The organism is Cedecea neteri NBRC 105707 = ATCC 33855 (assembly GCF_001571265.1).
Lineage (GTDB): Bacteria > Pseudomonadota > Gammaproteobacteria > Enterobacterales > Enterobacteriaceae > Cedecea > Cedecea neteri.
In genome coordinates, this window is sequence record NZ_BCTL01000007.1 from 11387 (window position 1) to 25797 (window position 14411).

At 55.4% G+C, this 14411-nt stretch carries 13 protein-coding genes and 1 other annotated feature; of the genes, 10 read left to right on the forward strand and 3 right to left on the reverse strand.

What is annotated here, in order from left to right; translation table 11 throughout:
* Window positions 1–3: 3 nt before the first annotated feature.
* Genes CNE01S_RS03535 through CNE01S_RS03545 form a run of 3 tightly spaced genes read left to right on the forward strand, consistent with a single transcriptional unit; the run spans window position 4 to window position 4471 of the window.
* Window positions 4–834 (forward strand): ABC transporter permease, encoded by an 831-nt coding sequence (locus CNE01S_RS03535; RefSeq protein WP_061273506.1) that lies wholly within the window; start codon window positions 4–6, stop codon window positions 832–834.
* Window positions 831–2453, forward strand: a complete 1623-nt coding sequence (locus CNE01S_RS03540; RefSeq protein WP_061273508.1) for an ABC transporter ATP-binding protein — start codon at window positions 831–833, stop codon at window positions 2451–2453. The genes CNE01S_RS03535 and CNE01S_RS03540 overlap by 4 nt, the downstream gene beginning before the upstream one ends.
* A complete protein-coding gene (locus tag CNE01S_RS03545; protein ID WP_061273510.1) occupies window positions 2450–4471 on the forward strand; it encodes a CocE/NonD family hydrolase in 2022 nt (673 codons plus the stop codon). The genes CNE01S_RS03540 and CNE01S_RS03545 overlap by 4 nt, the downstream gene beginning before the upstream one ends.
* Before the next feature lie 57 nt (window positions 4472–4528).
* Here the strand turns inward: CNE01S_RS03545 and arcA are convergent, their stop codons facing one another.
* Window positions 4529–5245: a two-component system response regulator ArcA gene (gene arcA, locus CNE01S_RS03550; RefSeq protein ID WP_008461663.1), complete on the reverse strand. Its 717-nt coding sequence runs from the start codon at window positions 5243–5245 to the stop codon at window positions 4529–4531.
* 96 nt (window positions 5246–5341) lie between these two features.
* Between arcA and yjjY the strand changes: the two genes are divergently transcribed.
* From yjjY to CNE01S_RS03575, 7 genes are all read left to right on the forward strand, one after another.
* The gene (gene yjjY / locus CNE01S_RS25165) at window positions 5342–5482 is read left to right on the forward strand and encodes a YjjY family protein (RefSeq protein WP_001541509.1); all 141 of its coding nucleotides are present in this window, start codon (window positions 5342–5344) and stop codon (window positions 5480–5482) included.
* A gap of 401 nt (window positions 5483–5883) precedes the next feature.
* Complete coding sequence (locus CNE01S_RS03555; protein WP_061273512.1) at window positions 5884–6570, forward strand: tRNA/rRNA methyltransferase; 687 nt, start codon at window positions 5884–5886, stop codon at window positions 6568–6570.
* A 197-nt stretch (window positions 6571–6767) separates the two neighbouring features.
* The gene (gene thrL / locus CNE01S_RS24280) at window positions 6768–6836 is read left to right on the forward strand and encodes a thr operon leader peptide (protein WP_071530522.1); all 69 of its coding nucleotides are present in this window, start codon (window positions 6768–6770) and stop codon (window positions 6834–6836) included.
* Window positions 6775–6892, forward strand: a sequence feature (Thr leader region). Its footprint overlaps the gene before it by 62 nt.
* A 25-nt stretch (window positions 6893–6917) precedes the next feature.
* Complete coding sequence (gene thrA / locus CNE01S_RS03560) at window positions 6918–9380, forward strand: bifunctional aspartate kinase/homoserine dehydrogenase I (protein WP_061273514.1); 2463 nt, start codon at window positions 6918–6920, stop codon at window positions 9378–9380.
* Window position 9381: 1 nt separating this feature from the next.
* Window positions 9382–10311 (forward strand): homoserine kinase, encoded by a 930-nt coding sequence (gene thrB, locus CNE01S_RS03565; RefSeq protein WP_061273516.1) that lies wholly within the window; start codon window positions 9382–9384, stop codon window positions 10309–10311.
* Window positions 10312–10314: 3 nt separating this feature from the next.
* On the forward strand, window positions 10315–11601 hold the full coding sequence (thrC, locus tag CNE01S_RS03570; protein ID WP_061273518.1) for a threonine synthase: 1287 nt from the start codon (window positions 10315–10317) through the stop codon (window positions 11599–11601).
* A 213-nt stretch (window positions 11602–11814) separates the two neighbouring features.
* Window positions 11815–12075 (forward strand): DUF2502 domain-containing protein, encoded by a 261-nt coding sequence (locus tag CNE01S_RS03575; protein WP_061273520.1) that lies wholly within the window; start codon window positions 11815–11817, stop codon window positions 12073–12075.
* A 46-nt stretch (window positions 12076–12121) separates the two neighbouring features.
* Here the strand turns inward: CNE01S_RS03575 and yaaA are convergent, their stop codons facing one another.
* Both yaaA and CNE01S_RS03585 read right to left on the reverse strand, forming a co-directional pair.
* Window positions 12122–12895, reverse strand: coding sequence for a peroxide stress protein YaaA (yaaA, locus tag CNE01S_RS03580; protein ID WP_061273522.1), 774 nt, complete (start codon window positions 12893–12895; stop codon window positions 12122–12124).
* A 72-nt stretch (window positions 12896–12967) separates the two neighbouring features.
* On the reverse strand, window positions 12968–14407 hold the full coding sequence (locus tag CNE01S_RS03585) for an alanine/glycine:cation symporter family protein (protein ID WP_061273524.1): 1440 nt from the start codon (window positions 14405–14407) through the stop codon (window positions 12968–12970).
* Window positions 14408–14411 lie beyond the last annotated feature (4 nt).

The window sequence follows — 14411 nt, forward strand, 5'->3', positions numbered from 1 at the left end:
GCCATGAAAAATATCAAAATTCGCACGGTGCCGCTGTCGGCAATATTGGGTTTGACCATCATTGCCGTCAATTTAATTGCCGCGCTTTTTGCACCCTGGCTGGCGCCGCACAGCGAAACGGCACAGGTGGGTGACATCTGGATGCTGCCGTCCAGTTCGATGCCGTTCGGTACCGACAGCCTGGGACGTGACATGCTGTCGCGCATTCTGTTTGGTGCCCGAACCACCATTGCGATTGCGCTGGCGATCACCGCTATTTCGTTTGTGGTGGGCATTATTACCGGGTTTACCGCCGCGATTTACGGGCGCTGGGTGGATGTCGTGCTGACCCGTATTGTGGATACGCTGATGTCGATTCCGGTGCTGATCCTGGCGCTGATCGTCCTGTCCGTGCTGGGGACATCTATTCCTGTGTTGGTGGGAACTATTGCGTTATTAGACGCAACTCGCGTTTTCCGTCTTGCCCGCCTGGTCGCGCAGGGGATCGTCTGCCTTGAATACGTTGAGGCGGCGCGCCTGCGTGGAGAGGGGCTGTGGTGGATCGTCCGCAAAGAGTTTCTGCCTAACGCCATGCCGCCGCTGCTGGCGGAATTCGGCATGCGCTTCTGCTTTACCTTCCTGTTTATTGCCGGGCTTAGCTTCCTTGGGCTGGGCATTCAGCCGCCGTGGGCGGACTGGGGCAGCATGGTGCGCGACAACGCGCAGGCCATCAACTTTGGCCAGTTTGCTCCGCTGTACCCCGCTGCGGCGATTGCCCTGCTGACGATCGGCGTCAACCTGGTGGTCGACTGGCTGCTGGTGCGTAACAACCTTTCGCTGGGAGAAGAGGCATGACACAACCGATTTTACAAATGCGTGATTTACGTATTGAAACCGAGCAGGGGCTGCCGCTGGTGAAAGGCGTATCTCTCAGTCTGATGCCCGGCGAAGTGCTGGGGCTGATTGGCGAGTCCGGCGCGGGGAAATCAACCATTGGTCTTGCGGCTCTGGGCTATGCCCGACCAGGCTGCCGGATAGCGGGGGGGGAAGTGCTGGTGGCCGGGAAAAATATCGTGGCGCTGTCCAGCAAAGAGAAGCGCGAGTTTCGCGGTAAGCGCGTGGCCTATGTGGCGCAGAGCGCGGCGGCGGCGTTTAACCCGGCGCTCACCATCGGCAAGCAGGTTTGCGAAGGGCCACTTCGGCACGGTTTGATGAATCAGGAGGAAGCGCAGGCCTGGGCCGTAACGCTGTTTAAAGCGTTGGATCTCCCTGAGCCTGAAACTATCGGCCAGCGCTATCCGCATCAGCTCTCGGGCGGGCAGCTACAGCGGGCGATGGCGGCGATGGCGATGTCCTGCAAGCCGGATGTCCTCGTGCTGGATGAACCGACCACCGCGCTGGATGTGACCACGCAAATCGAAGTGCTGGTGATGCTGCGCAAACTGGTCCGCGAGTTTAATACCGCAGCGCTTTATATCACCCACGATCTGGCGGTTGTCGCACAGATTGCCGACCGCATTATGGTGCTGCGTCAGGGAAGTGAAGTGGAATGTGGCAGCACGGCCGATATTCTGCAAAACCCAGCTGAGAGCTACACGCAGCGGCTGGTTTCCGAACGCGCCCACGCCTTAACGCCGGTTCATGCTGAAAGCAAACCTGAAGGACAGCTTCTGGCGCTAAACAATCTCTCTACGGGCTATAACGGTAAGACGGTCGTCCACAACGTCTCCCTCAGTATTGCCAAAGGGGAAACGATGGCCATTATCGGCGAGTCCGGGAGCGGGAAGAGTACGCTGGCCCGTGCGCTTTGCGGCCTGCTCACAGACACCAAAGGCAGCGTCACTTTTGCCGACAAGGCGCTGGCCAACCGCTATCAGCAGCGTGATAAAGAGACGCTGCGGCGTATTCAGATGATTTATCAGTTGCCCGATGTGGCGCTTAACCCAAGGCAAACCGTGCTTGAGGCGATTGGTCGCCCGGTGGCGTTCTATTTTGGCCTTGATAAACAGCAGGTTCGCACACGTGTTCTCGAACTCCTGAAACTAACTGAACTCCCTGATTACCTCATTGACCGCTACCCTGGTTCGCTTTCCGGTGGCCAAAAGCAGCGGGTATGTATTGCGCGAGCGCTGGCCGCGAAGCCCGATCTGATTATCTGCGATGAGGCAACCTCCGCGCTTGACCCGCTGGTAGCGGAAGAAGTGCTGAAGCTGCTGCGAAACCTGCAGGAACAGCTGGGGCTGTCTTACTTATTCATCACCCACGACCTGAGCACGGTAAAACGTATTGCCCAGCAGGTTGCCGTGATGTACCAGGGCAACGTCGTTGCGCAGGGCCCGACAGCGCAGGTATTCAGTGCCCCAATGCACAGCTACACCGAAAAACTGCTGACTTCCGTGCCGGAAATGCGCCCTTCCTGGCTGGATGAGGTGCTGGGTCAGCGTCAGTTAAATGCTATGGCAGGAGCCTCATGAAAACTCTTATTACGCAATTCCCTCACAGCGTGAGCGTGACGGAGCATTTGTGGATTGTTTTGAAAGACGGGACTCGTCTGGCCGCGCGTATGTGGCTGCCTTTATCGGCTTCGCAACAGCCGGTGCCCGCTATTCTGGAGTACATTCCCTATCGCAAGCGCGACGGAACTCGCACCCGTGATGAGCCGATGCACGGCTATTTCGCCGGCAATGGCTATGCCGTGCTGCGGGTAGACATGCGCGGCAGCGGCGATTCCGACGGGCTGATGGCCGATGAATATCTTCTGCAGGAGCAGGAGGATGCGCTGGAGGTGATCGACTGGATCAGCCGTCAGACCTGGTGCAACGGCGCCGTGGGCATGATGGGAAAATCCTGGGGCGGGTTTAACTGCCTGCAGCTGGCGGCTCGCCGCCCGCCGGCGCTGAAAGCCATTATCACCGTATGTTCGACGGACGATCGTTACAACGACGATATCCACTATAAAGGCGGCTGCCTGCTGAATGACAATCTGTGGTGGGGCGGCATTATGCTGGCCTACCAAAGTCGCCCGCAGGACCCGGAGCTGGTGGGGGAGGGCTGGTATCAGGCCTGGCTGAATCGCCTTGAAAATATGCCGTTCTTCCCGGCGCTGTGGATGGAGCATCCGCTGAAAGATGCCTACTGGAAGCACGGCTCGGTGGGGGAAGACTGGCAGGCCATTACCTGCCCGGTGATGGCGGTGGGCGGCTGGGCGGATTCCTACAGCAACGCGGTTTTCCGTCTGATGGATAACCTTAACGTCCCGCGTAAGGCGATCCTCGGCCCGTGGGCGCATATTTATCCTCAGGATGGCTCACCTACGCCGGCTATCGGCTTTCTGCAGGAGGCGGTGAGCTGGTGGGACCGCTGGCTGAAGCAAATCGATAACGACGTGCTGGATGGCCCGCGCGTCCAGGCCTGGCTGAACGACAGTCAGCGGCCGGATTCGCAGCGGCCGCAGGCCTTTGGGGAGTGGATTGCCATTGAGGATGATACGGATGCGGTGACCGTCCCTCAGCGCTGGCATTTGCAGCCAGGTCGGCTGGGAACTTCGCCATTAACCAATGAATATCAACAAGATATCCGTAGTGTGCAGAACCACGGATTGTTTGCCGGAGAGTGGATGGGGGCTGGCGTGCTGGGGGAAAGCCCGAGCGATCAGCGAATGGACGACGGGCTGGCAGAAAGTTTCGATAGCGCGCCACTGAGTGAAAGTCTGGCGATTTACGGTTTTCCGCAGTTTGACGTCACGCTTTCCAGCGATAAACCTGCGGCAATGCTGTATGTCCGCCTGTCAGACGTTGCGCCAGACGGAGCTTCGACCCGGGTCAGCCACGGCTGGGTGAATCTGAGTCATTTGCAGGGGCAGGAACAGAACGTCGCGCTGGTGCCCGGTGAAAAGGTCAATGTGACCGTGCAGCTAGATGGCATCGCCTGGCGCTTTGCAGCCGGGCACCGGCTGCGGGTTTCTCTCGCGACCACCTTCTGGCCGATGATCTGGCCGATGGCCGAAAACGCGACGCTTAGCGTTGATCTGGCCAGCGCCCAGCTGCAATTGCCGGTTTGTCGGGAAGTGAAGCCGATTGCTGGCCCGAACCCTCACCCTGAAACGGCGGCCAATACGCCTCTGACGATTCTCTCTCCGGGGCGCGTCGATCGCGAGCTGCGCTATGACGTGGTGAAAGACAGCTGGCAGAGCATTACTCAGGGTGTGGGCGGTGTTTTTGGCGAGGGCGTGTATCGCTTTGACGATATCAATACCACCGTCGATCATAGTCTCAGACGTCAGCTGACCGTGCAGAATGCCGATCCGCTTTCAGCGCATTATCTACTGACTCAGAACATGAAAATCGGCCGGGAAGGCTGGTGGACGGACACAGATATTGTGCTGGAGATGCGCAGTGACCTGACGCATTTTATCGTGAGCGGACAAATGACGGTTCAACACAACGGGGAAGTGGTTTTTACCCGCGACTGGAATGAACGCATTTCCCGCTGAAAGGCGGGAATAAAAAAGGGCCGACATATGTCGGCCCTTTTTGTTATTTCTAACCGTTTATTCCTGCAGATCGCCGCAGAAACGGTAGCCTTCGCCGTGGATGGTGGCGATGATTTCCGGCGTATCCGGCGTGGATTCGAAATGTTTACGAATACGGCGGATAGTCACATCGACGGTGCGGTCATGCGGCTTCAGCTCGCGACCGGTCATTTTCTTCAGCAGTTCAGCACGAGACTGAATTTTGCCCGGGTTTTCACAGAAGTGCAGCATCGCACGGAATTCACTGCGCGGCAGCTTATACTGCTCACCGTTCGGGCTAACCAGAGAGCGGCTGTTGATGTCCAGCTCCCAGCCGTTGAATTTGTAGCTTTCAACGGAACGACGTTCTTCGCTGATGGCCCCTAAGTTCATGGTGCGGGACAGCAGGTTACGTGCACGAATAGTCAGCTCACGCGGGTTGAAAGGTTTGGTGATGTAGTCATCCGCACCGATTTCAAGACCGAGGATTTTGTCCACTTCGTTGTCACGACCCGTCAGGAACATCAGCGCCACGTTAGCCTGTTCGCGCAATTCACGCGCCAGCAGCAGGCCGTTTTTACCCGGCAGGTTGATGTCCATAATGACGAGGTTGATGTCATTATCGGCAAGGATTTGATGCATCTCTGCGCCATCGGTCGCTTCAAAAACATCATAGCCTTCCGCTTCAAAAATGCTTTTAAGCGTGTTGCGTGTTACTAATTCGTCTTCGACGATAAGAATGTGCGGGGTCTGCATGTTTGCTACCTAAAATTGCCAACTAAATCGAAACAGGAAGTACAAAAGTCCCTGACCTGCCTGTTACATGCCATAAATTAACATGCCGGGCTTAACATGACTAAAGTACGTAATTGCGTTCTTGATGCACTTTCCATCAACGTCAACAACATCATTAGCTTGGTCGTGGGTACGTTCCCTTTGGACCCGACGGTGTCAAAAACGGCTGTTATCCTAACCATTTTAACAGCAACATAACAGGCTACTGCTGCTTAGACACCTGATAAAACTACGCTTCGTTGACATATATCAATTTCAATTGTAGCACGTTAACAGTTTCATTAAATCATCGTAGCTCAATGCTAGCTTTTGTCACAACTTTTTAATAATCAAGATCGTAAAGCGTTAAAAAAGTAAGCTGAATCTGGCCTGTGGCGGTAATGCGCTTACGGAAGAATAAACCATGCTAAACAAGTGGATATAACCGTTATTTACCCCATTGTCATGGTATATAATCACGTAAAAGCATAAGCTTAAGTTATAAATCCATCGAAAGCCGTTGTCACAATATATGTTGCAACAAAGTAAATTTGCGATGCGTATTATCCAAATTTGTGCATCACTTCGCACGTTTTAACGAATTTTAGAAGAGAGTTCCAATGCGTTTGCCAATTATCCTGGTTTCACCGGCCAGAGCAGAGAACGTCGGGGCCGCTGCCCGGGCGATGAAGACCATGGGGTTTACGGAGATGAGGATTGTCGCCAGCGATGCGCATCTTCAGCCCGCTGCGCGCTGGGTGGCGCACGGCGCGGGCGATATCCTTGATGGTATTCGTCACTTCGACACGCTCGCTGAAGCCCTGAGTGATGTCGATTTTGCTATCGCCACCACGGCCCGCAGCCGGGCGAAATTTCACTACTACGCGACGCCGCAGCAGCTGGTGCCAATGCTTGAAGAGAAACGCCAGTGGGTAGGATGTTCGGCGCTGGTTTTTGGTCGTGAAGATTCCGGGCTGACTAACGAAGAGCTGGAGCTGGCGGATGTTTTAACCGGCGTGCCGATGGTCGCGGATTACCCGTCGCTTAACCTGGGCCAGGCCGTGATGGTTTATTGCTACCAGCTTTCTGCTTTGATGCAGCAATCACCGGTGGAGCACATGGCAGGTGACGGGCAGCAATTGAATGCGCTGCGTTTGCGAATGACGGCGCTTTTGCATCGTCTTGACGTCGCGGACGACCAAAAAATGGTCGATTGGGTTCAGCAACGTTTGGGCCTGCTGGAGCAAAGAGACACGGCGATGCTTCACCGTTTGCTTCATGACATCGAAAAAAAAGTGCCAGAATGAAATGTTTTTGAATGTCTATTTTTTGAGACGTTCATCTAACTTATTGCGGTATTTTCGCGCTTTTACTCCCATTTTTGATGGGTTTTCCAGCGCGACCGGTCGAGGTCGTTTTTTGTGACAGAACTAAAAAAAATTGACTTGGAAAAGGGATTGCTTTAACCAATAGAGCTATTCCAAATTTAGAGCACACAACATCCATGTTTCGCTTCAGCCTGATTACCACAATTATCACAACCACCATTACCACAGGTAACGGTGCGGGCTGACGCATACAGGTAAAAATGAAAAAAGCCCGCACCTAAACAGTGCGGGCTTTTTTTTCGGGAAAAAATCAAGGGGTCACAACAATGCGAGTGTTGAAATTCGGCGGTACTTCGGTGGCTAATGCGGAGCGTTTCCTTCGCGTTGCCGATATCCTGGAAAGTAATGCCAAACAGGGGCAGGTAGCGACCGTGCTGTCTGCTCCGGCAAAAATTACTAACCATCTTGTGGCGATGATAGAGAAAACTATCGGTGGCCAGGATGCAGTGCCGAATATCAGCGACGCCGAGCGTATTTTTGCTGAACTGCTGGCTGGCCTGGCAGAGGCGCAGCCAGGCTTCCCGCTGGCCGAACTAAAGGCCGTGGTGAATCAAGAGTTTGCCCAGCTTAAACATGTTCTGCACGGGATCAGCCTGCTGGGTCAGTGCCCGGACAGCATCAATGCGGCGATTATTTGCCGGGGCGAGAAGTTGTCTATCGCTATTATGTCGGGCGTGCTGCAGGCCCGCGGCTACCAGGTTACCATCATCGATCCGGTCGAGAAGCTGCTGGCGGTCGGGCACTACCTGGATTCCAGCGTGGATATCGCAGAGTCAACCCGCCGTATCGCCGCCAGCCGTATTCCTGAAGATCACATGATCCTGATGGCCGGCTTTACCGCCGGGAACGACAAAGGTGAGCTGGTGGTGCTGGGGCGCAACGGCTCCGACTATTCTGCCGCCGTACTGGCTGCCTGTCTGCGAGCCGACTGTTGTGAGATCTGGACTGACGTCGACGGCGTTTATACCTGCGACCCGCGCCAGGTGCCCGATGCCCGGTTGCTGAAGTCGATGTCTTATCAGGAAGCGATGGAGCTTTCTTACTTTGGCGCCAAAGTGCTTCACCCTCGCACCATTACCCCGATTGCCCAGTTTCAGATCCCTTGCCTGATTAAAAATACCGGAAACCCGCAGGCGCCAGGTACGCTCATTGGTGACAAGAGCGATGACGAAGGGCTGCCGGTGAAAGGCATTACTAACCTGAACAATATGGCGATGTTTAGCGTCTCAGGCCCTGGAATGAAAGGCATGGTCGGCATGGCTGCACGCGTGTTTGCCGCCATGTCCCGTGCCGGGATTTCCGTGGTGCTGATCACCCAGTCCTCCTCCGAGTACAGCATCAGTTTCTGTGTGCCGCAGGCTGACTGTGGTCGTGCCCGCAAGGCGATGGAAGACGAGTTCTATCTCGAACTGAAAGAAGAGCTGCTGGAGCCGCTGGCGGTGACTGAACGCCTGGCGGTTATCTCCGTCGTGGGCGACGGCATGAAGACGCTGCGCGGTATCTCCGCCAAGTTCTTTGCCGCCCTGGCTCGTGCAAATATCAACATTATCGCTATCGCACAGGGCTCTTCAGAGCGTTCTATCTCCGTTGTGGTCAATAACGACGATGCTGTGACCGGCGTGCGTGTGACCCACCAGATGCTGTTTAACACCGATCAGGTTATCGAGCTGTTCCTGGTGGGCGTTGGCGGCGTGGGTGCGGCTCTGCTGGAGCAGGTTAAACGCCAGCAGGCATGGCTGAAGGCGAAGCACATCGACCTGCGCGTTTGCGGCGTGGCGAACTCTAAGGCCCTGCTGACAAACGTTCATGGCCTGGATCTCGAAAACTGGCAGCAGGCGCTGGAGCAGGCTAAAGAGCCGTTCAATCTTGGCCGCCTGATCCGGCTGGTGAAAGAGTACCATTTGCTGAACCCGGTGATTGTGGACTGTACTTCCAGCCAGGCGGTGGCGGATCAGTACGCCGATTTCCTGAGCGAAGGTTTCCACGTGGTGACGCCAAACAAAAAGGCCAACACCTCGAGCATGAATTATTACCATCAGTTACGTAATGCCGCGGAGAGTTCGCGCCGTAAGTTCCTCTACGACACCAACGTGGGGGCGGGGCTGCCGGTGATCGAAAACTTGCAAAACTTGCTGAATGCGGGCGATGAGCTGCAGCGTTTTTCCGGCATTCTTTCCGGGTCGCTTTCTTATATTTTCGGTAAGCTGGATGAAGGGATGAGCTTCTCGCTGGCGACCAGCACTGCCCGTGAAATGGGGTATACCGAACCGGACCCGCGTGACGATCTTTCCGGTATGGATGTCGCGCGTAAGCTGTTGATCCTGGCTCGTGAGACCGGAAGCGATCTGGAACTTTCGGATATCGAGATTGAATCCGTGCTTCCGGAAAATTTTGATGCGAGCGGAGACGTTGAGTCTTTTATGGCACGCCTTCCTCAGTTGGATGATGAGTTTACGGCTCGTGTGAGGAAGGCGCGTGACGATGGGAAAGTGCTACGTTACGTCGGCATTATTGAAGAAGACGGCAGCTGTAAAGTGAAAATCGACGCCGTAGACGGCAACGATCCGCTTTATAAGGTGAAGAACGGCGAAAATGCCCTGGCCTTCTACAGCCACTATTATCAACCGCTGCCGCTGGTGCTGCGCGGTTATGGGGCGGGTAACGATGTTACTGCCGCCGGCGTCTTCGCGGATCTGCTTCGCACCCTGTCATGGAAGTTAGGAGTTTAAGATGGTTAAAGTATATGCCCCGGCTTCCAGCGCCAATATGAGCGTTGGTTTTGATGTGCTGGGCGCGGCGGTGTCGCCTGTCGATGGCTCACATTTGGGCGATTACGTCACGGTTGAGGCGGCGGATAGCTTCAGCCTGACTAACCTTGGGCGCTTCGCCAGCAAACTGCCGGATGAACCGCGTGAGAACATTGTTTATCAGTGCTGGGAGCGTTTTTGTCAGGAGATAGGTAAAACTATCCCCGTAGCGATGACGCTTGAGAAAAACATGCCAATTGGTTCTGGCCTGGGTTCCAGCGCCTGCTCTGTAGTCGCTGGCCTGATGGCGATGAATGAATTCTGCGGCAAGCCTCTTAGCGACACGCGTCTGCTGGCGCTGATGGGCGAGCTGGAAGGGCGCATTTCCGGCAGCATTCATTACGACAACGTCGCGCCTTGTTTCCTCGGCGGAATGCAGTTGATGATCGAAGAAAGCGGCATCATTAGCCAGCAGGTGCCAGGCTTTGATGAGTGGCTTTGGGTACTGGCGTACCCTGGCATTAAGGTTTCAACCGCCGAAGCGCGTGCGATTTTGCCTGCCCAGTATCGCCGTCAGGACTGCATCAGCCACGGCCGCCACCTGGCCGGTTTTATTCATGCCTGCCATACCCGCCAGCCTGCGCTCGCCGCGAAGATGATGCAGGATGTGATTGCTGAACCTTACCGAGCCAAACTGCTGCCTAAGTTTGATGAGTCCCGTAAAGCCGTGGCGGATATTGGCGCCCTGGCGAGCGGGATCTCGGGTTCTGGCCCGACCTTATTTGCACTGTGCGATAACACCGATACCGCACAGCGCGTGGCTGACTGGCTCAGCCAACATTATTTGCAGAACCAGGAAGGTTTTGTACATATTTGCCGTCTGGATACGGCTGGCGCACGAGTTTTGGGATAAAGCATGAAACTGTACAACCTTAAAGATCACAACGAGCAGGTCTCTTTTGCACAGGCTGTTACCCAGGGGCTGGGCAAGCAGCAGGGCCTGTTCTTCCCGCACGACCTGCCGGAGTTTGAGCTGACTGAAATCGACGCCATGCTGGAGATGGACTTTGTCAGCCGCAGCAGCAAAATTTTGTCCGCGTTTATCGGCGATGAGATCCCGCAGGAGATTCTGGAAGAGCGCGTGCGTGCGGCTTTCGCTTTCCCTGCACCGGTTAATATGGTCGAGCCGGACGTAGGCTGCCTGGAGCTGTTCCACGGCCCGACGCTGGCGTTTAAAGACTTTGGCGGGCGCTTTATGGCGCAGATGCTAACCCACATCAGCGGCGATAAACCGGTGACCATTCTGACTGCAACATCCGGTGATACCGGTGCGGCGGTGGCCCATGCGTTTTACGGCATTGAGAACGTACGCGTAGTCATTCTTTACCCACGTGGGAAAATCAGCCCGCTGCAGGAAAAACTGTTCTGTACCCTCGGCGGCAATATCGAAACCGTGGCGATTGACGGTGACTTTGATGCCTGTCAGGCGCTGGTGAAACAGGCGTTTGACGATGAGGAACTGAAGGCGGCGCTCGGGTTAAACTCGGCGAACTCCATCAACATCAGCCGCCTGCTGGCGCAGATTTGCTACTACTTTGAAGCCGTGGCTCAGCTGCCGCAGGAAGCCCGTAACCAGCTGGTGGTTTCCGTGCCGAGCGGTAACTTTGGTGACCTGACTGCCGGCCTGCTGGCGAAATCCCTCGGCTTGCCGATTAAGCGCTTTATTGCGGCCACGAACGCCAATGACACCGTTCCGCGTTTCCTCGCGGAAGGCCAGTGGGCGCCTAAAACGACCGTCGCAACGCTTTCCAACGCAATGGATGTTAGCCAGCCGAACAACTGGCCGCGCGTGGAAGAACTTTTCCGCCGTAAGATCTGGCGTCTGACCGACCTTGGCTATGCTGCCGTGACCGACGAAACGACCAAAGATACGATGCGTGAGCTGAAGGCAATTGGCTATGTTTCCGAACCACACGCGGCCATTGCTTACCGAGCTCTGCGCGACCAGCTGCAGCCAGGTGAGTTTGGGCTGTTCCTGGGGACTGCGCATCCGGCGAAGTTTAAAGAGAGCGTAGAAGAAATTTTGGGTGAAGCACTGCCGCTGCCGCAGGAGCTGGCGTCCCGTGCCGACCTGCCGCTGCTGTCCAACAATCTTCCGGCTGATTTCGCCGAACTGCGTAAGTTTATGATGGTTAAAGCTTAATCTTGAAGCCCCATTTTGTGGGTAAAAATGGGGTCGTTTTCTCTGCTGAATTAGGGAGAAAATTAGCAGAAATCCCGCAGGGATAAAGGAGAAATTCCCATAAAATGCGGGAGGTTAGAGATTAGGATTGCGGAGAATAACGCGGGTGTGATTTCCGACATAAGCTCATCTTAACGGGCCCAGTGGGCCGGCTTAAGAAGTAAGGAGCAAGCTATGTTGAAATCCATTTTTCTGGCGTTGTCCCTGCTGGTGGTGACGCCGCTGGCAGTACAGGCGGGAGAAATCACGCTGGTGCCTGCCGTGACGCTGCACTTTGGCGATCGGGACGATCACGGGCGCTACTGGGACGGCCGTTACTGGCGAGATCATGACTGGTGGGGAAGGCACTATGAGTGGCGTGAACATCGCTGGCAGCGCCATGCACAATTCGATGGCCCGCCGCGTTATCATCATGATAATCGCTGGGATAGATAACCGGTGTTAGTTCAAAGTAAAACGCCAGCTTAGTGCTGGCGTTTTTTTATTGCTCGTGGCGCTTAAACACCAGCTCGTTTTTCTGCGAGGCGTCTTGATCAAAGAAATAGCCGTCGGTATTAAACGCTTTCAGCTGTTCGGGCTTCGTCAGGCGATTCTCAATGATGTAGCGGCTCATCAATCCGCGCGCTTTTTTCGCGTAGAAGCTAATGACTTTAAACTTGCCGTTTTTCTCATCCAGGAAGACGGGCTTGATGATGTCCGCATTCAGCTTCTTCGGCTTAACCGCCTTAAAGTATTCATCAGACGCCAGGTTTACCACGATGTTGTCGCCCTGCGTCGCCAGCACCTGGTTCAGCTTCTCGGTAATCGTGTCGCCCCAGAAGTGATAAAGATCTTTGCCTTTCGGGTTTTCCAGGCGAATGCCCATTTCCAGGCGGTAAGGCTGCATTAAGTCCAATGGACGCAGCACGCCGTAAAGCCCGGAAAGCATACGCAGATGCTGCTGGGCGAAATCAAAGTCTGCTTCGCTAAACTCTTCGGCCTGCAGGCCGGTATAAACGTCACCTTTAAAGGCGAGGATAGCCGGGCGCGCGTTTTGCGGCGTGAACGCAGGCTGCCACTCGTGGAAGCGCGTTTCGTTCAGTGAAGCCAGCTTGTCGCTGATGCTCATCAGCGAGGCAATTTGCGGCGCGCTAAGCTTGCGGGCAACGCTGATTAACTGCTGGGAGTATTCCAGCAGTTCAGGCTGTGTGTAGCGGTCCGTCGGGAGCTCGCTTTGGTAATCCAGCGTCTTGGCAGGTGAGATAAGAATTAGCATGTCCACTCCTTGCATAGTTTGGCCGTTACTTTAGCAAATTTCCCGCCTGTCGCGGCCTATGGCTGCAATCAGCTAAGGTTTTTTTTCCACGTTTCTGTCCCAAACGCCGGGGGCAAGCTGGTTCTTAATCTCCGGGAAACGGTTGGGGTTGAAAATGGGCGAGATCCCCAGCTTTTGCTGGCGCAGATAATCCGCCGCTATCGCTTTCACCACCGGGGAAAGCAACAGAATCGCCGTGATATTGGTTATCGCCATAATAGCCATCGCCACGTCTGCCAGCTGCCAGACCAGCGGCAGCGCGGCCTGCGTACCGAACATCACCATAGCGAGTACCATAAAGCGCAGTAAAAATTTCAGCGCGCGGCTGTCCTGGTTAAGGAACAGTAAATTGTTCTCTGCGTAGGTGTAGTTCGCCATGATGGACGTGAAGGCGAAAAGGAAGACGATGATCACGATAAAGCCGCTACCCCAGCCGCCAACCGCCGAGCTAAGCGCCTGCTGAACCAGGATAATGCCGCTACGCGAGGTTTCAATGCCGTCCATCATGCCGGACATCAGCACGATGGCGGCTGTCGCGGTGCAGATGATTACCGTATCAATTAACACACCAAACATTTGCACCACGCCCTGAGTAGCCGGGTGTGGAGGCCATGCGGCAGCGGCAGCGGCGGCATTCGGCGTGGAGCCCATGCCCGCTTCGTTTGAAAACATCCCGCGCTGAAAGCCATTGGTGATGGCCTGGCTGACGGTATAGCCCAGCGCACCTGAAGCGGCTTCATGCCAGCCAAAAGCGTGGCTGAAAATCAGCCTGATAACCTCCGGGAAGCGTTCAATGTGCAGGCCAACAACATACAGGCTCATGAACACCCAAAGTAACGCCATCAGCGGCACCAGCCATTGCGAGAGTCTCGCGATGGTTCTCATGCCTCGCCAGATAACCAGCGCGGTCATGGCAACCAGGAAAAGGCCCACCCAGATTTTCGGCACGTCAAACGCGTACTGAGTGGCAATAGCGATAGAGTTGGCCTGTACGGCATTGAACACCATACCGAAGGCTACGATCAAAAAGATGGAAAACAGCACGCCCATCCAGCGCATGCCAAGCCCGCGTTCCATATACCAGGCCGGGCCACCGCGATAGTTTCCTTCTTTGTCCCGGGTTTTATAAAGTTGGGCGAGGGAGCATTCTGCAAAGGCCGTTGCCATGCTGAGCACTGCGGCAACCCACATCCAGAACACCGAACCGGGGCCACCTGCGGAGATGGCCAGCGCGATGCCCGCAAGGTTGCCGCTGCCGACGCGCGCGGCAAGGCTGGTGCAAAGTGCCTGGAATGAGGATATTCCGGAAGGATCCGGCGAGCCGCTGTTGCGGAGGAAGAGACGCAGCCGGGTAAAGTAGCGGAACTGGACGAAGCCGCTGCGGAAGGTGAACCAGATGCCTGCCCCAATCAGCAGCCAAAGCAGTACCGAGCCCCAGAGTACTTCGTTGATAAAGAATAAGAAATCTGTCATTAAC